Annotated in this window: 17 protein-coding genes; 12 read left to right on the top strand and 5 right to left on the bottom strand. The window is 67.8% G+C overall.

All coding sequences use genetic code 11. From position 1 onward, the window contains the following. The first annotated feature begins 49 nt into the window (after positions 1-49). Positions 50-1,675 (top strand): hypothetical protein, encoded by a 1,626-nt coding sequence (locus ABLE38_RS04645; protein WP_348972986.1) that lies wholly within the window; start codon positions 50-52, stop codon positions 1,673-1,675. A gap of 356 nt (positions 1,676-2,031) precedes the next feature. Here the strand turns inward: ABLE38_RS04645 and ABLE38_RS04650 are convergent, their stop codons facing one another. Further along, complete coding sequence (locus tag ABLE38_RS04650; protein ID WP_348972987.1) at positions 2,032-2,688, bottom strand: TRIC cation channel family protein; 657 nt, start codon at positions 2,686-2,688, stop codon at positions 2,032-2,034. Between the two features lie 122 nt (positions 2,689-2,810). On the opposite strand from ABLE38_RS04650, the gene ABLE38_RS04655 reads away from it, so the two are divergent. Next, positions 2,811-4,316 carry a tryptophan halogenase family protein gene (locus tag ABLE38_RS04655; protein WP_348972988.1) on the top strand — a complete coding sequence of 502 codons (1,506 nt, stop codon included), beginning with the start codon at positions 2,811-2,813 and terminating at the stop codon, positions 4,314-4,316. A 150-nt stretch (positions 4,317-4,466) separates the two neighbouring features. Here ABLE38_RS04655 and ABLE38_RS04660 read toward each other — a convergent pair whose 3' ends face one another. Both ABLE38_RS04660 and ABLE38_RS04665 read right to left on the bottom strand, forming a co-directional pair. After that, positions 4,467-5,675 (bottom strand): alginate export family protein, encoded by a 1,209-nt coding sequence (locus ABLE38_RS04660; protein WP_348972989.1) that lies wholly within the window; start codon positions 5,673-5,675, stop codon positions 4,467-4,469. Between the two features lie 58 nt (positions 5,676-5,733). Continuing rightward, entirely contained in the window at positions 5,734-7,101 is a 1,368-nt protein-coding gene (locus ABLE38_RS04665) for a cation:proton antiporter (protein ID WP_348972990.1), read from the bottom strand. 205 nt (positions 7,102-7,306) lie between these two features. On the opposite strand from ABLE38_RS04665, the gene ABLE38_RS04670 reads away from it, so the two are divergent. The 3 genes from ABLE38_RS04670 to ABLE38_RS04680 all read left to right on the top strand — a co-directional run bounded on the left by ABLE38_RS04670 (position 7,307) and on the right by ABLE38_RS04680 (position 8,620). Then, positions 7,307-7,531: a type II toxin-antitoxin system Phd/YefM family antitoxin gene (locus ABLE38_RS04670; RefSeq protein ID WP_348972991.1), complete on the top strand. Its 225-nt coding sequence runs from the start codon at positions 7,307-7,309 to the stop codon at positions 7,529-7,531. Next, positions 7,532-8,029, top strand: coding sequence for a PIN domain-containing protein (locus ABLE38_RS04675; protein ID WP_348972992.1), 498 nt, complete (start codon positions 7,532-7,534; stop codon positions 8,027-8,029). Positions 8,030-8,101: 72 nt separating this feature from the next. Then, entirely contained in the window at positions 8,102-8,620 is a 519-nt protein-coding gene (locus tag ABLE38_RS04680) for a GAF domain-containing protein (RefSeq protein ID WP_348972993.1), read from the top strand. A gap of 52 nt (positions 8,621-8,672) precedes the next feature. Here ABLE38_RS04680 and ABLE38_RS04685 read toward each other — a convergent pair whose 3' ends face one another. Next, complete coding sequence (locus ABLE38_RS04685) at positions 8,673-9,065, bottom strand: response regulator (RefSeq protein WP_348972994.1); 393 nt, start codon at positions 9,063-9,065, stop codon at positions 8,673-8,675. Positions 9,066-9,068: 3 nt separating this feature from the next. Continuing rightward, positions 9,069-9,437: a response regulator transcription factor gene (locus tag ABLE38_RS04690; RefSeq protein WP_348972995.1), complete on the bottom strand. Its 369-nt coding sequence runs from the start codon at positions 9,435-9,437 to the stop codon at positions 9,069-9,071. A 187-nt stretch (positions 9,438-9,624) separates the two neighbouring features. Between ABLE38_RS04690 and ABLE38_RS04695 the strand changes: the two genes are divergently transcribed. From ABLE38_RS04695 to ABLE38_RS04725, 7 genes are all read left to right on the top strand, one after another. Continuing rightward, the gene (locus tag ABLE38_RS04695) at positions 9,625-12,171 is read left to right on the top strand and encodes an ATP-binding protein (protein WP_348972996.1); all 2,547 of its coding nucleotides are present in this window, start codon (positions 9,625-9,627) and stop codon (positions 12,169-12,171) included. 258 nt (positions 12,172-12,429) lie between these two features. After that, positions 12,430-15,618, top strand: coding sequence for a TonB-dependent receptor (locus tag ABLE38_RS04700; RefSeq protein ID WP_348972997.1), 3,189 nt, complete (start codon positions 12,430-12,432; stop codon positions 15,616-15,618). 184 nt (positions 15,619-15,802) lie between these two features. Beyond that, positions 15,803-16,510: a SapC family protein gene (locus ABLE38_RS04705; protein ID WP_348972998.1), complete on the top strand. Its 708-nt coding sequence runs from the start codon at positions 15,803-15,805 to the stop codon at positions 16,508-16,510. Continuing rightward, the gene (locus ABLE38_RS04710) at positions 16,507-17,544 is read left to right on the top strand and encodes a cupin-like domain-containing protein (RefSeq protein WP_348972999.1); all 1,038 of its coding nucleotides are present in this window, start codon (positions 16,507-16,509) and stop codon (positions 17,542-17,544) included. The genes ABLE38_RS04705 and ABLE38_RS04710 overlap by 4 nt, the downstream gene beginning before the upstream one ends. Positions 17,545-17,557: 13 nt before the next feature. Beyond that, positions 17,558-19,039, top strand: a complete 1,482-nt coding sequence (locus ABLE38_RS04715; RefSeq protein WP_348973000.1) for a tryptophan halogenase family protein — start codon at positions 17,558-17,560, stop codon at positions 19,037-19,039. Between the two features lie 336 nt (positions 19,040-19,375). Beyond that, on the top strand, positions 19,376-20,470 hold the full coding sequence (locus ABLE38_RS04720; protein WP_348973001.1) for a hypothetical protein: 1,095 nt from the start codon (positions 19,376-19,378) through the stop codon (positions 20,468-20,470). A 111-nt stretch (positions 20,471-20,581) separates the two neighbouring features. Further along, a complete protein-coding gene (locus tag ABLE38_RS04725) occupies positions 20,582-21,607 on the top strand; it encodes a hypothetical protein (protein WP_348973002.1) in 1,026 nt (341 codons plus the stop codon). The last annotated feature ends 16 nt before the right edge of the window (positions 21,608-21,623 follow it).

The raw sequence follows: 21,623 nt of genomic DNA on the forward strand, positions 1-21,623 counted from the left end.
CCTAGGCTCGCGATAGAGGGGGGGCAGCGTGGGTCGCCTAGGAAGGGATGTGTACCGGCGGAAGCTCGAGCGCCATCTTTCGCAAAGCATCGATGAGCCGATGATCAACCTGGTCTCGGCGGTTGTGGCGGCGCAGGCCGGAAACGCCAGTGCGCTCCAAGCAGTGGCCGACCTACCGCCGGAGGCGCTCGGCGCCAAGCTAGGCTCGCCCTACCACATTCCGCTTTGGATGCTCGAGACGCTCGTGAACGAGCTGCTCGCGACGCCGAAGGCCAAGGGGCTCGGCGTGGCCCGAACCCGACTCTTGCGCACTGACTCCTTCGGGACGCTGCGCGCGCTCCAGTCGATCCTGATCAACCTGGAGAACGCGGAGGACGGGATATTCCTGGAGCGGCACGACGTGTTCTACGAGATGGCGCGCATCGCCCAGCGGCAGTTCCCCTGGCAGCGCGGCGTCGCCAACGGACCCCACATCTACAGGTCCGTGCTGCTCTACGGTTCGGGCAGCGCGAAGGAGTTCTTCGAGGCGGATTTAGGGATATCCGTTGCCGACTTCATCAAGACGGGCGTGTGCATGTACGGCGGACTCGCCAGAGCCGACTTCGTCCCTCGGGAACGCGACCTATCCAAGGTCAACATCTCGCCCGAGGTGCGGGAGGCCGCACTCGCCCGTATCTGCGTCGACCTTGCTGAGGCACGAAGACTCGCCGCCAGCATGCGACGACACAAGCGGCACACGGGCTACAGTCCGAGTTTAATGCGCGACTACCCCATCATCGCCTTCGGGGAAGGTGGGCAGCGCCTGCGATCGCCGATTCCCCAGCTCATCATGTACCGCTACACCTCAGGCCTCTACCTCGACGTGGTGAAGGGCGGTCCATCCGTCTGGACCGGGATCGGCAAGCGCTTCGAGGGCTATGTGCTCGAATACCTGCAGGCGATGATGGATGAGCACACTGTCACGCCAGAGATCGAATACGGTCCGAAGAAGTCCCGCTACCGAACACCCGACATCCTCGTTTCGAAGGGACCGGCCGTTGTCGCCGTCGTCGAGTGCAAGGCCAAGCGTATGTCCTTCGACGCGCGATACGCGGACGATCCGGTGGCGGCGGCCTCGGTCGGCTTCGAGGAGCTCGCCAAGGGAATCTTCCAGATCTGGCGCTTCTTCGCGCACGCGCGGAAAGCAGTGGCAGGCGCCCCCGTCCTGGCGGCCAACTGTCAGGGTATCATCGCGACCGCCGACAGCTGGCTGGCGATGGCGAGCAACCAGGCTGAGGACGTCATCGCAAACGCGCATGCACTCGCTGACGCCGAGGGTGGCATAGAGCCAGAGGACCGTAGGGAGATCGCGTTCTGCCAGATCGAGGACATTGAGTTCGCATTGCAGACCGGCGACGGTGACAGCTTCCTCACGGCGTGCCGGGAGATCGCCTCCGGCCCGAAGAAGGGCTTCATGCTGTCCGTCGCACATGCGGCAAGCAAGGGGCTCGAGCGGCCTTTCCCGTTCCGCGACAGGATGCACGAGCTCCTTCCCTGGATTGAGGACCCACAAAGTGAACTGACTCGGCGGGCTGGCATCTGCCGGGTGGCGCTCCGCTCCAATCCTGACACCGATCTCCAAAACCAGTCGACGCGGTCGGGCAACCAGCCACCATTCGAACCCGCAGAGGACTGACCATGACAGCAATCCGATAGTCGACACCTTCATCAACGGATGCCGTTTCCGGGGCAGTGCATGCTCCCACCGCCTGTCGCCGTCGAGGTCATCGAACGAAGGTCTGCTCTCAACACTTGTTGACCTTAAAGCGGTCAGTCCCCAAGCGGCCCAAATCCGGTCGTTTACGAACGACAGGTGCAGTGTCCGCTATTGGGGCGAAAGACGACGGGCCGCTTAATGAGCCGACGTCCTAGTGCCGATCGGGCGGCCGGACTCCGTGCGCCACGGCACCGCCTGACACGCCCGGGTAGCGCGCGGCAGTGGCGGGGAGGTCGGCGGGTTCGCCGGTGAGCGGGCCGGCGAGGAAGGATGGGCTAGCGCAGATGCGGCAGGCGCCACTCGCCGAGCAGCGCGGCGGTGCGCAAGGCGAAGATGGCGATGCCGGCGACCGCGCCGGCCAGGTCCGGGCGGACGGCGAAGCGGCGCACCAGCACAAGGAACAGGGTCGCCCCCGCCACCGCCACGGTCGCGTAGAAATCCTCGTGCAGGACGGCCGGCACGCGCGCGATCAGCACGTCGCGCAGGATGCCGCCGCCACAGCCATTGACCGTGGCGATGATCACGACCGACGCGCCGTTCAGCCTGTAGTCGAGGCTCTTGCGGGCGCCGGCGACCGCGGCGAGCGCCAGGCCGATCCCCTCGAAGATGTCGACTGCGACGGGCGGGGTATAGGTGCCGATGCCGCCGGTCAGCACCGAGGCGACGATCACGCCCGAGGTCGCCGCCAGCGCGAGCGCCGCATAGCGCCAGTCGCGGAACGGCGCCGGGGGATGCTCGCCGAGCAGCAGGTCGCGGATCACCGCCCCGCCGACCGAGCCGACGAACGACAGCACGAGGATACCGAACAGGTCGAAATCGGCGTGGACCGCGGTCAGCGCGCACTCGGCGGCAAGGATGAAGGTCGCGGCGAGATCGACGCCGTCGAGCACACGGTCGCGGATGCGGCTGGTGGCGAGATCGTCGAGTCTCATGGCGCGGCGCCCCCTTGTCTCAGGGTGCGAGCGTAGAGCGAGCGCCCGCCCCGCTCAACCAGCCAGTGGCCTTGCCGCGATCCCCGCGCTAGGCTGGGCGCGACATGGGCAAGAGGCGCATCTTGATCGTCGGCGGGGGGACTGCCGGGTGGCTCACCGCCGCCTATCTGGCGCGCTTCCTCGACCTGGCGGACCAAGCGCAGATCGAGATCACGCTGCTCGAATCGCCCGAGCTTGGCATCATCGGCGTGGGCGAAGGCGCCTTCCCGACGATCCGCACGACGCTGCAATTCCTCGGCATCGACGAGACGCGCTTCATCCGCGCCGCATCGGCCACCTTCAAGCAGGGCATCCGCTTCAACGACTGGCTGCACGCGCCGCAGGCGGACGGCACGCGGCACCATTATCTCCACCCGTTCGAGGCGCCCTTCTATACCGAGGGCAGCAGCCTGGTGCCCTATTGGCTGCTTCAGGATCCGGAGAGCCGCCCGCCCTTCGCCGAGGCGGTGACGATCCAGAACCGCGTCGCCGAGCGCCAGCGCGCGCCCAAGAAGGCGGGCGAAGGCGAATATTCGGGGCCGCTCAACTATGCCTATCATTTCGATGCGGCGCGGCTGGCCAAGGTGCTCCAGGCGCGCGCCGAGGAGCTGGGCGTGCGGCACGTCACCGGGCTGCTCACCGGGGTCGAGCTGGGCGGGGACGGCGCGATCGCGCGGGTGCGCACCCGCGAGCAGGGCGCATTGGAGGCGGACCTCTATGTCGATTGCTCGGGCTTCCGCGCCGAGCTGATCGGCAAGGCGCTAGGCGCGCCGTTCAAGTCGGCGAAGCACGTGCTGTTCACCGACCGGGCGCTGGCGTGCAAGATCCCGTATGGCGATCCCGACGCGCCGATCGAGAGCTTCACCGTCGCCACCGCGCACCCGGCGGGCTGGACCTGGGACATCGGGCTGGAGGGCGCGCGCGGGATCGGCACGGTCTATTCCTCCGCCCATATGTCCGACGACGAGGCGGCGCAGGTGCTGCGCGGCTATATCGGGCATGACGCGTATCGGGCGCGGATCATCCCGTTCGAGCCCGGCTACCGCGAGGCGCAATGGGTGAAGAACTGCGTGGCGGTGGGGCTTGCGGGCGGGTTCCTCGAGCCGCTCGAATCGACCGGCGTGGTGCTGATCGAGGCCGCGGTGGGGATGATCGCCGAGCTGTTCCCGCATAGCGGGCCGATCGACGCGCCGGCGAAGCGCTTCAACGAGCTGATCGTCGCGCGCTTCGAGCGGATCATCAACTTCCTCAAGCTGCATTATTGCCTGAGCCGGCGCGACGAGCCGTTCTGGCGTGACAACGCCGATCCGGCGTCGATCCCCGCGGCGCTGCAGGAGCTGCTGCGGCAATGGCGCCACCGCCCGCCGGGGCGCTTCGACTTCACCCTCGACCTCGAGAGCTTCGCCTTCTTCAACTACCAGTACATCCTCTACGGGATGGACTTCCGCACCGACCTGTCGGGCGGTCGCGGCGATTTCCCGAACGTGGCGGCGGCGGAGAAGCTGTTCGCGCGGATCCGCGGGTTCGCCGAGCGGGCGACGGAGGACCTGCCGAGCCACCGCGCGCTGATCGCGGCGATCAATGCCTAGGAGCTGAAATCCTCCCTCGCGCAGCGGGGGAGGTGGCACGCGCAGCGTGACGGAGGGGGCCGAGCCGCGTGCGTGACGCGCGGGGAGATGCCCCCTCCACCACTCGCTACGCGAGCGGTCCCCCTCCCCCGCTTCGCGAGGGAGGATTGTTCAGAGCGTCCAATCGAACTGCAGCCAGGCCTTGTCGGTGTCGGTGGCGAAGGCGTCCGCCCTGTAGTGCGCGTAGCGAGCCGAGAGCGCGTAGTGGCCGCGCTTCACCCCTGCGATCAGGTCGAGCTCGTCGCCATAATGCTGGCCGAGCCGGTCGCTGTCGAAGCGGTGCCAGGTCGCGCCCAAGTTGATCGCGTCGAGCGGGCCGATTTTCTTCCAGCTATAGCCCGCGGTGCCGTAGAGGTCGCGCAGGCCGTTCGGCGGGGTGGTGCCGAACTTGCCGGCCCAGCCGTTGAACTTGAAATAGGAGGCGAGCGGGGTCTGGACGCTGGTCAGCGCGACGCCCTTGTCCGCGCCGAGGACCTCGTAGCCGGCGGTGAGGCTCAGCGCCTTCGCGTTGAGGCTGAGCTCGCCCAGCCAGTAATCGGCGGCGTAGCGATTGGGGTTGCGGCGATAGTCGCTCTGGCTGGCCCAGCTGGCAGCGTAGCCGAGCGTCACATCCTTCGCGAGCTGCTGCCTGCCGGCGAAGCGGACGCCATAGGTCTGGCTGGAGAGGCGATAGCCCTGCACCGCGGCTTCGTCCTGGTCGACCAGATAAGCGAAGCCGGTGAGCGTGCCGGCGCGGGTGCCGTAGCCGAGGTTGACGAAGACATTATTGCCGCCGATCGCGCGGGGCCGGGCGCCGGTGCCGTTGCGGCCGTTCACCGTGAGCACGTTCCAGCTGTATGCGAGGTCGAAGGCCAGGCCCTGCGCCTTGCCATATTGGATGCGGAGCGCGTCATAGGTCTGGTCGCTCTGCCGCCAGGGCGCGGTGCCGACGAAGCGATCGTCAGCGAAGTTGAGGCGCTGGCGGCCGGCGGTGAAGGACTGGCCGTCCTTGCCGGCATAGCGGATCTGGGCGCGGTTGAGCTCGACGTTCTCGGGGTCGACGACGAGCGGATAGGCGGTCTTGCCGTTGGTGCCGTCGTTGTAGAGGTCGGCGAGTGCGACCACGCCCTCGGCCTCGACCAGCGCCGACCAGCCGTTCCAGCTGGCGGTGAGGCCGGGGCGGACGCGCAGGGTGACGGCATCGGCGTCGTTGGGCAGGCCGTCCTGGTCGACATGCTCGTAGCGCAGGCGGACCTCGGCGCTGGGGGTGAGCTTGACCTGCTGGGCGTGCGCGGTGCCGGCGGCGAGCAGCGCCGTGGCGCAGAGAAGCGCGTTCCTCATGTTGTTGCTCCGGAAAATTCCCCGTCCCGCGGATGCGCGGGACGGGGGGAGGAGGACCTCAGGCGACGGCAGCGAGCTTCGGCTCGAGCGTTTCCAGCTCGCCGCTTGCGCGTGCCTTGCGGCCATAGACCGCTTCGAACAGGGGGGTGGCCATCACGGTGGTGACGATCGCCATCAGCACCAGCATCGAGAACAAGGTCGGGCCGATGATGCCCTTTTGCAGGCCGATGTTGATGATGATCAGCTCCATCAGCCCGCGCGAGTTCATCAGCGCGCCGATGCCGAGTGCGGTGCGGTTGTCCTCGCCGGCGACGCGGGCGGCGGCATAGCAGGCGCCGAACTTGGCGAGCACCGACACCGCGAGCACGCCTGCCGCGATCAGCAGCAGCTCGACCGAATTGACCATGTCCATCCGGGTGTTGAGGCCCGAATAGGTGAAGAACATCGGCAGGAGCAGGACGACCGCGATCGGCTCGACCTTCTTCTTGAGCTCCTCGACGAACAGGCCGCGCGGCATGCAGACGCCCATCAGGAAGCCGCCGAAGATCGCGTGGATGCCGATCGCGTCCATGATGAAGGCCGAGGTGCAGAACAGCATCATCGTGACCGCGAGCATGCCCGTGGTCATTTCGCCCTTCTCCTCGACGATGCGGCCGAGCGGGGCGAGCAGCTTGCGGCCCCAGAGAAGCATGAAGCCGGTGTAGATCACCGCGCCGCCGATCGCGAGCACGGCGACGCCGGCACCCGCGCCGAAGGTGGCGAGCACGATCGCCAGCACGCACCACGACGCGGCGTCATCGAACGCGCCGGCGGTCAGCGACAGCGTGCCAAGCGCCGAATTGGCGAGGCCGCGCTCGTTGATGATGCGGGCGAGCATCGGGAAGGCGGTGAGCGCGATGCAGGCGCCCATGAACAAGGTGGCGTTGGCCTGGCTGATGCCGGGGGTGAACAGGCCGGGCACGGTCAGCAGGAACGGCGTGATCAGCGCGGCAAGCAGGAACGGCGCGACGATGCCGGCCGCCGAGACGCCCGCGGCGCTCTTCGCCTTGGACTGGAAATGATCGAGCCGCAGCGTGAGGCCGACCATGAACATGTAGAGCCCGACGCCGAGCTGCGCGCCGGTGTAGAGCACGTTGCGCGCCTCCTTGGGGAAGATTGCGAGCTGAAGATCGGGGAAGAACAGCCCGAGCAGCGACGGCCCGAGCACCACGCCCGCGATCATCTCGCCGACGACCTGGGGCTGCTTGAGGAACTTCTGGCCGAGCCAGCCGACCACGCGGCAGGCGAGGATGATGATCGCCAGCTGGAGGAAGAAATGGATGCTGAAATCACCCGGCGCATAGCTCTTCGCGGCGTTCACCGCGGGGCCGTGCGGGCTGAGCACATCGGTCAATGCGTGCCAGGCACCGTTCAACAAATCGAGCATAAAACCTCCCCCGAAATCCTCTCTGCGCGGCGCCATTTGCGCCTTTCGCAGGACTGAGGGAGCCCACGCCAAGGGCGCTGCGCAACCGTAAATTGTCTGCGCACATGCATTTTCCGGGGTGCCGGGAGGTTTCTGTTGCATGTCGCCCACACAGTAGTAACGTACCTACATGACAACGCGGACAATCTAGGTACGTAGGCACGAAATGAAGGTCGTCACCAGCCGCGAATTCAACCAGGACGTCAGCGCCGCCAAGCGAGTCGCGCGCGGCGAACCGGTGTTCGTCACCGATCGCGGACGCCCGACGCACGTGCTGATGAGCATCGACCAGTTCCGCCGCCTGACCGGCGAGCGCGAGAGTATCATCGACCTGCTCGCCCTGCCGCCGGGCGCGCCCGACGCAGCCTTGAGCCCGCCGGAGCGCTGGTAGATGTTCCTGCTCGACACCCCGATCGTCTTCGAACTGCGCCACGCGCGCAGCGGCGGCGCCGAGGCGGGGCTGACCGCCTGGGCATCGAGCGTGGCGCGCGAGCGGCTGTTCCTCTCGGCGATCAGCCTGGTCGAGCTCGAGACGAGCGCCGCCGACGCCGCGCGGCGCGACAAGGCGGCGGGCGCGGCGATCCGGGGCTGGATCGACGAGCGGCTGGTGCCGGCATTCGAAGGACATATCCTGCCGCTCGACGCAGCGGTGGCACGCCGGCGCGGCCAGCTGGCGATTGCCGAGACGCGCGACGCGCTGTTTGCCGCGACCGCGCTCGAGCATGGCCTGACGCTGGTGACGCGCAACTCCGCCGCGTTCAAGGGCGCGCGGGTGAAGCTGTTCGACCCCCGGGGCTACACCGCCGATGCGGCCGACGACGAAGGCGATTGGCGCGAGGCCGGGCGCGCCGGACCGTTGTGGCTCAAAAATCTGTTCGTGCGCGGCTGAACCCGGATACGCGGATACGCGTATTCTCCCTTCACCAAGTGGTTAGACAATCTGTGGCAAGGAGCTGCCATGGTGCCCAAGTTGAAACCGATCTTCCACGCGCTCGCGCCCTTGCTGCGCAACGAGAAGCAACGCCAGGCCGCGGTCGACAAATATGGCAACACCGCGAAGGAGCCGTCGCCCGAGCTGCGTGCGATCGTCGAGGAAGTGGCGGAGCTGTTCGGCAGCGAGATCGGCGTCGCCACGGTGATCGACCGCCAGCAGCAGCACATCCTCGCCTGCCACGGCGCGCAACTGGGCTCGACCGATCGTGACATCTCGTTCTGCGGGCACACGATCGCGCGGCCCAACGAAGTGATGTGCGTATTCGATGCGGCGAACGACCCGCGCTTCGCCGGCAACCCGCTGGTGCTCGGCACGCCGCATATCCGCTTCTATATCGGCGCGGCGCTGATCTCGCCCGAGGGCGAGGCGCTCGGCGCGCTGTGCGCGATCGACAAGAGCCCGCGGATGAAGCTGCTGCCCGAGCAGAGCAAGCGGCTGCGCGAGCTGGCCGACCGGGCCGCCGCGCTGCTCGCCGCGGAAGTCTAGGATCGCCCTATCCCCTCCCTGCAAGGGAGAGGGAATTCAGGGAGGGAATGCGTCAGGCGCTGGCTTCGCGGCGGAAGCTGTTGTTGCGCAGCACGTCGGTCACCCGCTCGACCAGCTGATCGGGCTCGAACGGCTTGACCAGATAGTCATTGGCGCCCGCGCCCATCGCCTCGTCCACCGCGGCTTCGCTGCCCTTGGCCGAGAGCATCAGGATCGGGGTGAGGTAGAGTGCCGGCAGCCGGCGCAGCGCGCGCAGGATGTCGAGCCCCTGCATGCCGGGCAGCGACTGATCGAGGATCACCAGATCGGGCTTCTTGAACGCGATGGTATCGAAGGCGAGCGTGCCGTGGTGGATGACGCCGACGATATGCCCGGCCTTGCTGAGGATCTGCTGCACCACCGCGCCGACCAGCTCGTCATCCTCGACATAGATGATCCGCGCCATGATTCAGGCCTTTCCCAGCATTTCCTCGACGCGGAAGACGAGCTCGTCCGGATCGAAGGGCTTTTTGAGATAGTCGTTGGCGCCGGCGAACCGCGCCAGTTCCTCGTCGCGCTCGCTACGGCGGCCGGTGAGCATCATCACGGGGAGATCGGCGAAGTCCGGCATCTTGCGCAGCTCCTGAACCAGGAGAACGCCCGAAAGCTCCGGCATGTTGCAATCGAGTATGACGAGGTCCGGACGACGCGCCTTGATCACGCGCAGCGCCTCTGCACCGTCCTTGACCAGCCCCGCGCCATGCCCCGCGGCGATCAGCGCATCGCGGGCGATCTCGCCCACGATCTCGTCATCGTCCGCAATGATGATCCGCGCCATTGTTCCTCACATCCACCGGCCGGCAAAAAGGCCGCTATAACCTAGTTTATAACGCGTATCCGGGAATTGGTTGCTGCCCCGTGCCCAAATTTGTCGCTTTCCAATGTTTCCAACGTTGTGCCGGATCCCCGGGAAAGAGCGTTAATGCTTTTCGCCTAGGGGAAGCAGCGATGCAGGAGGTCCGCCGATGGCAGAGTTACTGACGCGCCGGTCCCAGGGGCTCGTCATCGTCGCGCTGGTGCTGCTCGCGTGCAGCGCCGCCTCCGGCGTGTGGCTGTTCTCGCAGAAGCAGACCGCCGACAATTGGGTGCGCCACACCTTCCAGGTTTCCGACCGGCTGTCGCATGTCCGCATCCTGACGCTGCGTGCAGAAGTCTATCGCCGCGGCTATCTGCTCACCGGCGACCCCGAGGCGCGCCGCAGCGTGGAGGGAATCCGCCGCGACCTGCCCGGCGAGCTCGCCGCGCTGCGCGAGATGACCGAGGACAATCCGCGCCAGGCCAGGCGGATCGACTATCTCAAGGCGCTGATCGCCCAGCGGCTGGTGGAGACCGAGCAGACGCTAGCGATGCGCGGCGCCAACCGCGCGGCCGAGGCGACGGCGCTGCTCGGCAGCCAGGCCAATCGCCAGGAAACCGCGCGGATGATTGCGCTGATCGCGCAGATCGGCGGCGAAGAGCAGGCGCTGCTGCAGACGCGGCTGAAGCGCGCGGGCGGCTATGAAGGGCCGATCCAGGTCGCCGGGATCGCCAGCGGGCTGCTGGTGCTGCTGCTCGCCTATCTGATCGCGCGCGAGCGGCGCGAGCGGATGACCGTGCTGCGCGACGCCAATCGCCGGCTGCACGACGATATCTCGCGCCGCGAAGTGGTCGAGGCCGAGCTGGCGCTGCTCGCGATGAACGCCACCGACGCGGTGCTGCGCATCGATCTGGAGGGGCTGATCATCTATGCCTCCCCTTCGGCCGAGCCGGTGATGGGGATCGAGCCCGAGCGGCTGCTCGGCATGCGCATCGGCGTTGCGGTGGCGCCCGAGCACCAGGAAGAGATGTTCGAGTTCCACCACCTGCTTTCCTCGGGCGAGGTCGAGCGCGGGGTGATCACCTATCGCACCCACCGCGCGGACGATCCCAGCCGCGAGCTGTGGATCGAGGCGCATTGCGGGCTGGTGCGCGATCCCGCCAGCGGCGCCGCGCGCGAGATCATCGCCTCGCTGCGCGACGTGACGCGGCGCAAGCAGCTCGAGCTCGAGCTCGAGGCGGCGCGCGAGCGGGCGGAGACCGCGGTGGAGGCCAAGTCGAGCTTCCTGGCGAACATGAGCCACGAGATCCGCACCCCGATGAACGGCGTGCTGGGCTTTGCCGACCTGCTGCTCGCCGCCGAGCTGCCGCCCGAGCAGCATCGCCAGGCGCAGCTGATCGTCGATTCGAGCCGGGCGATGATGCGCCTGCTCAACGACATCCTCGACCTCTCCAAGATCGAGGCCGGGCAGATGCAGGTCAGCCCCGAGCGCGTCGACCTGCGCCACGCGCTGAAGGGCTGCCTCAAGCTGATCGAGCCGGCGGCGGCGCAGAAGGGGCTGACGCTCGAGTTCGACATCGACCCCGCGCTGCCGCGCTTCGTGATGGTCGACGGGCTGCGGCTGCGCCAGATCGCGCTCAACCTGCTCGGCAACGCCGTGAAGTTCACCGGCCAGGGACGGATCACGCTCAGCGCACGCCAGGCGGAGGGCGACGGCGGCGCGCCGCGCATCGACGTCGCCGTCACCGATACCGGCATCGGCATCCCGCCCGAGCGCCACGCCGCGATCTTCGAGCAGTTCGTCCAGGCCGAGCAATCGACCGCGCGGCGCTATGGCGGGACCGGGCTGGGGCTGGCGATCAGCAGCCGGCTGGCGGCGCTGATGGGCGGCGAGCTGGGCCTGCGCAGCGAAATGGGCGAAGGCAGCGCGTTCACGCTCTGCCTGCCGCTGGTGCCCGCCGCGGAGATGGGCGCGGACGAGGCTGCCACCGCCGGCCCGGCGCGCACCGAGCGCGCGCTCAGCGTGCTGGTCGCCGAGGACCACGACGTCAACCAGCTGTTGATGCAAGAAATGCTCGCCCGGCTGGGGCACCGGGTGACGATCGTCGCGGACGGCGCCGCCGCGGTGGAAGCCGTTGCCGCCAGCCAGGTCGAGGGCCGCCCCTTCGACCTGGTGCTGATGGACATGCAGATGCCGGTGCTCGACGGGATCGGTGCCACCCGCGCGATCCGCGGCGCCGGCACGCCAGCCGAGCGGCTGCCGATCGTCGCGCTGACCGCCAATGCCTATGCCGACGACATCGCCGCCTGTGCCGAGGCCGGGATGCAGGCGCATCTCGCCAAGCCCATCCAGCTCGCCGAGCTGGCCGCGGCGATCGAGCGCTGGGCGCTGGTGGCCCCCGCCCCTGCCCCGGCGGCCGCGCCCGCGCCGGCGATGCAGCTCTCGCCCGCGCTCTGGGCCAAGTTCGCCGCGCGCAAGGCCGAGCTGCTCGAGGCCGCGGACGCGTTCGTGACGGGCGGCGGCACCGACGATGCGGCGAACGAGGCGCTGCGCGGGCTGCTCCACAAGTTCGCCGGCTCGGCCGGGCTGTTCGGCCAGGCGGCGCTGGGCAGCCAGGCATCCGCGCTGGAGGATGCGCTGGAAGACGCCGCCGCCGATACGCGCGCCGCATTGGCCGCCGATTTCCTCGACTCGCTGCGCGCCGATCCGGCCTGAAACCCGCCAAAAACGGCACGGCGCACCGAAACGGGGCAAAAAATCGAGCGATCCAGCGGGGTTGGAAGCGCATCCAGCGCACTACCCTGTCGCAGTGATGCAACAGTTTGCATCATTCTGTAACTGTAAACGGTTCCAGTCGAGTTGGCCGTGTTGACACTCGTTTCGATGATGATAGCGATAACATCGGGAGGGCACCCGGCCCGCCCTAAATAAATACAAAGTCGCGTCCAGTAAGGGCGCGCTGGAGGAGGGGTTATGAAAAGCTTGAGGCGCTCGCCTGTACTTGCGCGTTCCGCATCCGTCTTCGCCGTTGCCGTAGGTCTTGCCACTCCCAGCCTCGCCTGGGCGCAAGCCGACAACGCTGTCACAACCCAGTCAGCCGATAGCGGCGGCCAGGAAGCCCAGGACGACAACTCGATCGTCGTCACCGGCATCCGCGCCAGCCTTGAGCGCTCGATCCAGATCAAGCGCGAGGCCCCGGGCATCGTCGACGCGATCTCGGCGGAGGACATCGGCAAGTTCCCCGACACCAACTTGGCGGAATCGCTGCAGCGCATCCCGGGCGTGTCGATCAACCGCACCAACGGCGAAGGCTCGCAGGTCACCGTCCGCGGCTTCGGCCCAACCTACAACATGGTGACGCTCAACGGCCGCCAGCTCGCCACCTCGAGCGTGGCGGTGGTCGGCGGCGACGAGAATGCCGACGGCGCGCAGGGCACCAGCCGTTCGTTCGACTTCTCCAACCTCGCGACCGAAGGCGTGCGCACGCTCGAAGTCTACAAGACCGGCCGCGCGGCCGTCCCCTCGGGCGGCATCGGCGCGACGATCAACGTCGTCTCGCGCAGGCCGCTCGACGACGGCAAGACCGGCTTCAACGGCAGCATCGGCGCCAAGGCGGTCTATGACACCAGCGTCAACAACTGCCTCGACTGCGGCTCGAAGGTCACGCCCGAAGTCTCGGGCGTGCTGAGCTGGGCCGATCCGGACAAGCGCTTCGGCGCGATGATCTTCGGCAGCTACCAGAAGCGCAACTTCACGTCGATCAGCGCCACGTCGAACGACTGGAACATCATCCCCTACAGCACCTTCCTGACCGGCGGGTTCGTGCGCAACACCCCCGCGGTGATCGTGGGCAATCCGCCGACGCCGCAGATCTGCGCCGGCACCACGCCGTCGCCGACCTGCACCGTGGTCAACAATGCGCCGAGCAACCCGAACCAGCTCGTCGCGATCCCGAACGACAGCCGCTATCACTATGCCGAGGGCACGCGCGAGCGCATCAACGGCCAGGCAGTGGTGCAATTCCGCCCCACCGACGCGCTGACGATCACCGCCGACGCGCTCTATGCGCAGAACAAGCAGAGCGAGACGCGTTCGGATCTCTCCAACTGGTTCAGCCGCCCGTTCGACGTGGTGACCTTCGACGGCAACCCGACCGTCGCCACCGCGACCTATCTGCACGAGACGATCAACGGCCAGAAGGACGAAGGCTTCGAAGCCCAGTCGCGCGCGCAGAAGGGCAAGCTCGAGGATTACGGCCTCAACCTCGAATGGGAGATGGCGAGCAACTTCTCGCTGAAGCTCGACGGCCACATCTCGACCTCGTCGAGCACGCCGGACAACGCCAATGGCTACTCGTCGACGCTGGTCGGCATGGGCGCCAATGTCGTCGCGGCCCACTCGGTGAGCTATGCCAACGGCATCCCGCAGCAGGACATCACCCTGGGCGCGAGCGGCCCGCTCGACGTCAACGATGTCGGCTCGCAGGTCGGCCGCACCGATACCTCGTCGCAGCGCCAGAAGGTCAAGGAACTGCGCGCCGACTTCGGCTGGGATTTCGGTGAAGGCAGCCGCTTCGAGTTCGGCGGCAACTATCGCAACACCGACATGCACCAGACCTTCGTCGCCACGCAGCAGACGCTGGGCGACTGGGGCATCACCGCGCCGGGCGACGTGAATGCGCGAGCGCCGGGGGCGCTCACCGCCTTCTGCCTCGAGTGCAAGTTCGACAAGTTCAATCCGGGCGGCGATCCGGAATCGCAGCTTGCCTTCCGCGGCGTCGCCTCGGATCTCTATTCGATCCTGTCGCCCTATTATGCCGCCCAGGGCAAGGCCGTCGGCGTCACGTCCAGCCAGGACAACCGGGTCAAGGAAGAGATCTGGGCTGCCTATGGCCAGCTGACCTGGAAGGGTGAACTGGGCGGCGCGCCGGCACGCCTCGTCGCGGGCATCCGCTACGAGCACACCAAGTCGTCGACCAGCTCGCTCGAAGCGATCCCGGCCGGCATCGCCTGGGTGTCGGACAACGACTTCACCGTCTCGATCTCGAACCAGACGCAGTTCGTCAACGACGGCACCAGCTACAGCAACCTGCTGCCGCAGATCGACTTCCAAGTGGAGTTCGCCAAGAACCTGATCGGTCGCCTATCGTACAGCAAGACGATCGCACGCGCGAACTACGGCAACCTGTTCACCGCGACCACGGTGGGCGGACCGCCGCGCCCGACCAACAATGGCGGCATCGCCAGCGCGTCGGTCGGCAACGCACGGCTGAAGCCGCTCGAATCGGACAATTTCGACGCGTCGCTCGAATGGTATTTCAAGCCGGACAGCTATGTGTCGGTCGCGTTCTTCGACAAGCGGGTGCATAATTTCATCGGCACCGGCCAGACCACCTCGTCGCTGTTCGGATTGCGCGATCCGAGCTCGGGCGCGGCGGGCAGCCGTTCCGGCAATGCCAAGGCCGCCCTGGCGGGCCTCGGCGCCGACAGCAGCGACGTGAACCTGTTCGTCATGTCGGCACTGATCCAGGCGACCGGATCGGTGGCGGCGGCGACGGCGCAGTTTGCCGCCAACTACAATCCGGCAACGCACTCGCTCAGCGACGCCTATGTCCAGACGATCAACAACACCTATGATCTGCAGGGCATCGCCAGCGATCCGCTCTACCAGTTCCAGGTCTCGCAGCCGATCAACAACAAGGATGCCGAGATCTATGGCGTCGAGCTGGCCGGCCAGTATTTCCTCGGGAATACCGGCCTGGGCATCGCGGCGGCCTATACGCTGGTGCGCGGCGACGTCGGCTTCAACATCGGCGCCGATCCGTCGCAGGACCAGTTCGCGCTGCTCGGCCTCTCGGACACGTTCAGCGGCACGCTGATCTACGAGAAGCACGGCATCTCGGCGCGCGTGGCCTATAACTGGCGCGACAAGTTCCTTTCGGGGATCAACCGCCAGGGCTCGCGCAACCCCGAGTTCACCGCGCCGTTCGGCCAGCTCGATGCTTCGTTCAGCTACGAGATCACCCATAACATCGCGGTCACGCTCGAAGGCATCAACCTCACCGAAACCGCGGTGCGGACCTATGCCCGCGACGAGAAGGAACTCTGGTACGCGCAGGAGCTCGATCGCCGCTTCCTGCTCGGCGCGCGCTTCAAGTTCTGAGCCGAGACCGGGAGAGGGGCTGTTCCATGCCCCTCTCCCCGCCCTCTCCCCCACAGGTGAGGAGAGGGAGACAATAAAGGGGGAATGGGGGTCGTCGCCTGGTGCGGCGGCCCCTTTCTCTCCCGCGATTGAGGCGGCCCGCGCTTTGCGCCATGCTGGCCCTTCCTCGAGCTGGATCCGCTGCATGTCCCGATTGGTCGCCCTCGATAATGTCGCCCATGCCGATCTGCGCGTCGCGGCGCGCCACGGCGCCGCGCATGGCGACGCGGTCAACCAGGCGCTGCTGTTCCCGACCGAGTTCGCCGAGGCGCAGCGCGACTTCCCGATCCTGTTCCTCCGCGATCCCGACGAAGGGCTCCAGGCAGTCGCCCTGCTCGGGCTCGACCGCGACGAGAACCTGTTCCTCGACGGCGACCGCTGGACGAGCCATCACATCCCGCTGCTGTTCCAGCGCGGCCCGTTCCTGATCGGGCTGCTGCCGGACAGCGATACGCCGGTGATCCAGATCGACCTCGACGATCCCCGCGTCGGCGCGGCGGACGGCGAGGCGCTGTTCCTGCCCCAGGGCGGCCAGTCGCGCTATCTCGAGCATATGAGCCGCGTGCTCGGCGCGATCCATGTCGGCATGGCCGATACCGCGGCGATCTATGCCGCGTTCGACGCGCTCGGGCTGATCCAGCCGGTCGCGCTCGAGCTGATGCTCGACGACGAGCGCCGCTATGTGGTGCGCGACCGCGAGGTGCTGTCCGCCGAGAGGCTCGCCGCGCTCGGCCCGGCCGAGCTCGACGGGCTGCACCGCGCCGGCTATCTCGGCAGCGCCTTCCTGCTCGCCAGCTCGCTCGGCAACATGGCGCGGCTGATCGAGCGCAAGAATGCGCGGGCGGCGGCGTGAACGCCGTCGCGGCCCATGCCCCGGCCGTGCGCGAGCTGCGCGGCGTGGCGCTGGACGCGATCCCCTATGCCGCGCTGCTCGCCGGCCAGGCGCCGGTGGTCCTGCGCGGCGTCGCGGCGCACTGGCCGCTGGTCGCCGCGGCACGGGCTTCGGACGGCGCCGCGATCGACTATCTTGAGCGCTTCGACAGCGGCCAGCCGGTGGTCGGCTTCACCGGCGCGCCCGAGATCGGCGGGCGCTTCCACTACAATGCCGAGCTGACCGGCTTCAATTTCGCGGGCGCCCGAACGGGCCTGACCGCGCTCCTAGAGCGGATCCGCGCCGGGCTCGATGCGCCGGCGCCGGAGAGCTTCTATATCGGCTCGACCGATCTCGACCGCTATCTGCTGGGCTTCCGCGCCGAGAACGACCTGCCGCTCGACGACCCGATGTTCGCGCATGGCGTGCTCGCGAGCATCTGGATCGGCAACCGCACCACCGCGCATGCGCATCACGACATGTCGCACAACCTGGCGATCTGCGCGGCGGGCAAGCGGCGCTTCACGCTGTTCCCGCCCGAGCAGATCGCCAATCTCTATCCCGGCCCGCTCGAGCCGACGCCGGGCGGCCAGGTGCTGTCGATGGTCGACTTCGCCGACCCCGATTTCACCCGCCATCCGCGTTTCCGCGACGCGATCGCCAGCGCGCAGGTCGCCGAGCTGGAGCCGGGGGACCTGCTCTTCTATCCCGCGCTCTGGTGGCATCATGTCGAGGCGCTGGAGCGCTTCAACGTGCTGGTGAACTACTGGTGGAACGAGGCGCCCGCCTTTCTCGACACGCCGCAGACCACTCTGCTCCACGCGATGCTCAGTCTCCGCGACCGTTCGGATGCGGAGAAGGCCGGGTGGAAGGCAATGTTCGACTATTATGTCTTCGGCCCCGCCGGCGAGGCCGCGGCGCACCTGCCGGCGCATGCGCAAGGGCCGCTCGCGCCGATCGACGAGACATTGGCGCGGCGGCTGCGCGCGCAGCTGATCAACAAGCTCAATCGCTAGGGGGAGACGCGGCATGGACCAGGCACCGGTAAGGCGCATCGTGATCGCCGGCGGCGGCACCGCGGGCTGGATCGCCGCGGCGGCGCTGGTCAAGCTGATCGGGCCGCTGATCGAGGTCACGCTGGTCGAGAGCGACGAGATCGGCACGGTCGGCGTCGGCGAGAGCACGATCCCCACCGCGCGCACCTTCCACCAGCTGCTCGGGATCGACGAGCGCGCGTTCCTGCGCGAGACCAGCTCGACCTTCAAGCTGGGCATATTGTTCGAGGATTGGGCGAAGCAGGGCGACCGCTACATCCACAGCTTCGGCCAGATCGGCAAATCGACCTGGATGGGCGACTTCCACCATTTCTGGATGCAGGCGCGCGCGGAAGGCTGGGGCGGCGAGCTCGGCGACTATTGCTTCGAATACCAGGCCGCCAAGGCCGGGCGCTTCGCCATCCCCGACCAGGGGCATATCAACTATGCCTATCACCTGGACGCCGGCCGCTATGCCCGCTTCCTGCGCGGCTTTGCCGAGCCGCAGGGAGTGGTACGGGTCGAAGGCAGGATCGAGCGCGTCGAGCAGCATCCCGAGACCGGCTTCGTCACCGCGCTCATGCTCGCCTCGGGCGAGCGGCTGGAGGGCGACCTGTTCCTCGACTGCACCGGCTTTCGCGGGCTGCTGATCGAGCAGACGCTGCAGGCCGGCTATGCGGATTGGGGGCATTGGCTGCCCACCGACAGCGCGTTGGCAGTGCAGACCGCCTCGGTCGGCCCCGCCGTTCCCTACACGCGCGCCACCGCGCACGAGGCCGGCTGGCAATGGCGCATCCCGCTGCAGCACCGGGTGGGCAACGGGCTGGTCTATGCGCAGGCATTCCTCGACGACGACCGCGCCCGCGCGCTGCTCGACAGCCGGATCGAGGGCGAGAAGCTGATCGAGCCGCGGATGATCCGCTTCAAGGCCGGGCGGCGGCGCAAGGTGTGGGACAAGAACGTCGTCGCGCTCGGCCTCGCCAGCGGCTTTGTCGAGCCGCTCGAATCGACCAGCATCCACCTGATCATGATCGCGATCACCCGGCTGGTGCAGCTCTTCCCGTTCGGCGGGGTGCGCGACGGGGTGACGGCGCGGTTCAATGCCATGAGCACCGCCGAGATCGAGAAGATCCGCGACTTCATCATCCTCCACTACCACCTCAACCAGCGGGGCGACGGCGGCTTCTGGGACCAGTGCCGGACGATGGCGATCCCCGACAGCCTGGCCGAGCGTATCGCGGCGTGGCGCGACGGCGCGATCGCCTGGCAGGCATCGGACGACCTGTTCCGCGTCGACAGCTGGGTGCAGGTGATGCTCGGCCAGCGGCTCGAGCCGCGCAGCCACCACCATATGGGCCGGATGATCGTCGAGGGCGAGCTTCAGGGCGCACTCGGCAAGCTCAAGTCGGACATTGCGAACACCGTCGCGCAGATGCCGGCGCACCAGGATTTCATCGACCGCTATATCGCGGGCTGAACCGCCCCTGGACCGTACCGCGCTGCGCGAGCGTTGCTGAGGTTCGCCGATCTGGGTTAATTGCACGACAATTTTATCATTATAGTGCAACTAGAGCTTGCCGATATTCCCCCGGTCCATAGGATCGCCCGCGAGACGGTCGGCAGCCCAGCGCGGCGCACGCACCGTCCGTGAGAGGATTGCCGTTGCGCAGCACGCAGCCATTCGCCCGCCATCCCGGCATCCGCGCCCGCTTTCGCGCGGCTGGCTCCGGCACCGCTTCGCCCTTCGCGCCGGGCCATGGCCCGCGCCCCATCTGGAGAGTGTGCAGAGCGTAAAACAAGCAGGAGAGGTATAATGAAAACAAGGCATTACCTGTACGGCGCCGCGCTGGCGGCGACTCTGATCGGGGCCGGCGCAATGGCGTGGGAAGCGGACAGCCCGGCGGACGGCGGATCGGTCCAAGTGCCGGTCGTCGGCCAGGTTCTATCCACGCTGACCACCCCGCTCGCATCGAGCGGCACGGCGCCCGCGGCCGCGACGATCGCCGGCGACGTGATCCGCCACGACATCGCCGCCACCACGGTCGATTCCACCGCCACCCAGAAGAACAATTCGCAGACCGGGGTACCCAACAAGAACCTCACCCTGGTCCCGACCAGCCCTTCTTCGCGCAAGGGCAAGCTGGCGCTGTTCCTCATGGGCACCAACAGCACCGAGACCAAGGAGCAGGAGATCGTCTATGCGGGCGCCCGGCGCGGCTATCACGCGATCGCGCTCGCCTATCCCAATTACGACGCGGTGGCGGTGCTGTGTGCGGGCTCGACCGACACGGCCTGCACGGGGAACGTGCGCAAGGAGATGCTGACCGGCGCCAACGTCAGCACGAAGGTGACCGTGGCGGTGCAGGATTCGGTGGAGACGCGGCTGCAGAAGCTGCTGACCTATCTCAACGCCACCTACCCTGCCGAAGGCTGGGGCGCCTATCTCTCGGGGACGAGCATCAACTGGTCGATGATCAGCGCGGTCGGCCATTCGCAGGGCGCCGGGCACGTCGCCTATCTCGCCAAGCTGCATTCGCTCTACCGCGCGACGATGATCTCGGGCGTGGCGGACAAGACCGCGGCGGGCGCGGTGGCGCCCTGGCTGTCGAACACCAACGTCACCCCGGTCGCCAACCAGTACGGCTTCTCGCACACCGCCGACAGCACGGTGACGATCGCGACGGCGGAGGCGAGCTGGAACGCGATCGGGCTGGCGAGCCTGGGCGCGCTGACCTCCACCGACGGGGCCGCGGCGCCCTATGGCAATTCGCACAAGCTGAAGACCTCGCTCGCCGCGGTCGGCGGGGCGAACATCCATTTGTCGATGGCCGATGACGACAAGATGCCGCGCACCAGCGCGGGCACGCCCGCCCAGGAGCCGGTGTGGGATTATGCGGCCTTTCCCTGATCGCGGCTGAACCGGCCCCGGCGGCGCTCACGGGCACCGCCGGGGCCAACCGGGTCCCCAACAACAGAGGTGCACATAATGCGCGTGAGACGATTTCTTTGCGGGGCCGCGATGCTCGCGGTCGCGGGCTGCTCGACCGGCGGCGGCGGGCCGGTCAACCTGCCGACGCCGAGCCCGAGCCCCTCGGCCAGCCCGTCGCCAACGCCCTCCCCTTCGCCCTCGCCGACCGGCACCGCCGACATCACCCGGCACGACATCGCCGTCACGACGGTCGATGCCAGCGCGGTGCAGGCGAACAATGCGCAGACCGGGGTGCCCAACCGCAACCTGGTGCTGGTCCCTACCAGCCCGGCGGCGCGCAAGGGCAGGCTCGCGCTGTTCATCACCGGCACCAACAGCACCGAGGTCAAGGAGCAGGAGATCGGCGAGGCCGGCGCCCGGCGCGGCTATCACGCGATCACCATCGCCTATCCGAACTGGAACGCCGTGGCGGTGCTGTGCACCGGCGTGCTTGACGACGAATGCACCGCGAAGGTGCGCGAGGAGATCTTGACCGGCGTCGACTTGAGCGACCGCATCGCCGTCGCGCCACAGGACGCGCTGGAGCCGCGGCTGCAGAAGCTGCTCGCCTATCTCGCCGCCACCTATCCGGCAGAGGGCTGGGGCAGCTTCCTTGCGGGCGGTGCGGTCAACTGGCCGCTGGTCAGCGCGATCGGCCATTCGCAAGGTGCCGGGCATGTCGCCTATCTCGCCAAGCGCCACGCGCTCTACCGCGCGGTGATGCTCTCCGGCGTCGCCGACGTGACCGCGACCGGGCAGACCGCGCCCTGGCTGTCGCGCGCGAACGTGACGCCGGCGGCGAGCCAATATGGCTTCTCGCACACCGCGGACATGACCGTGCCGATCGCGATCGCCGATGCCAGCTGGAGGGCGATCGGGCTGGCGGCGTTCGGCGCGCTGACCACGACCGACGGTGCCGCTGTGCCCTTTGGCGGCTCGCACCGGCTGACGACGTCGCTACCCGCGGTGGGCGGGACGAACATCCACCTCTCGATGGCAGACGACGACAAGATGCCGCGCAACGCGGACGGCACGCCGGCCTATGCGCCGGTGTGGGACTTTACCGCCTTTCCCTGAGACACAGCGGCTCCGG

The sequence above is a fragment of the Sphingomonas sp. KR3-1 genome (genome assembly GCF_040049295.1).
Classification (GTDB): Bacteria; Pseudomonadota; Alphaproteobacteria; order Sphingomonadales; family Sphingomonadaceae; genus Sphingomonas.

Bases quoted from the DNA above. Each gene is read 5' to 3' on its own strand.
- ABLE38_RS04650 (WP_348972987.1), bottom strand. From the start codon at position 2,688: ATGAGACTCGACGATCTCGCCACCAGCCGCATCCGCGACCGTGTGCTC.
- ABLE38_RS04660 (WP_348972989.1), bottom strand. From the start codon at position 5,675: ATGAGGAACGCGCTTCTCTGCGCCACGGCGCTGCTCGCCGCCGGCACC.
- ABLE38_RS04665 (WP_348972990.1), bottom strand. From the start codon at position 7,101: ATGCTCGATTTGTTGAACGGTGCCTGGCACGCATTGACCGATGTGCTC.
- ABLE38_RS04670 (WP_348972991.1), top strand. From the start codon at position 7,307: ATGAAGGTCGTCACCAGCCGCGAATTCAACCAGGACGTCAGCGCCGCC.
- ABLE38_RS04675 (WP_348972992.1), top strand. From the start codon at position 7,532: ATGTTCCTGCTCGACACCCCGATCGTCTTCGAACTGCGCCACGCGCGC.
- ABLE38_RS04685 (WP_348972994.1), bottom strand. From the start codon at position 9,065: ATGGCGCGGATCATCTATGTCGAGGATGACGAGCTGGTCGGCGCGGTG.
- ABLE38_RS04690 (WP_348972995.1), bottom strand. From the start codon at position 9,437: ATGGCGCGGATCATCATTGCGGACGATGACGAGATCGTGGGCGAGATC.
- ABLE38_RS04695 (WP_348972996.1), top strand. From the start codon at position 9,625: ATGGCAGAGTTACTGACGCGCCGGTCCCAGGGGCTCGTCATCGTCGCG.
- ABLE38_RS04700 (WP_348972997.1), top strand. From the start codon at position 12,430: ATGAAAAGCTTGAGGCGCTCGCCTGTACTTGCGCGTTCCGCATCCGTC.
- ABLE38_RS04705 (WP_348972998.1), top strand. From the start codon at position 15,803: ATGTCCCGATTGGTCGCCCTCGATAATGTCGCCCATGCCGATCTGCGC.
- ABLE38_RS04715 (WP_348973000.1), top strand. From the start codon at position 17,558: ATGGACCAGGCACCGGTAAGGCGCATCGTGATCGCCGGCGGCGGCACC.
- ABLE38_RS04720 (WP_348973001.1), top strand. From the start codon at position 19,376: ATGAAAACAAGGCATTACCTGTACGGCGCCGCGCTGGCGGCGACTCTG.
- ABLE38_RS04725 (WP_348973002.1), top strand. From the start codon at position 20,582: ATGCTCGCGGTCGCGGGCTGCTCGACCGGCGGCGGCGGGCCGGTCAAC.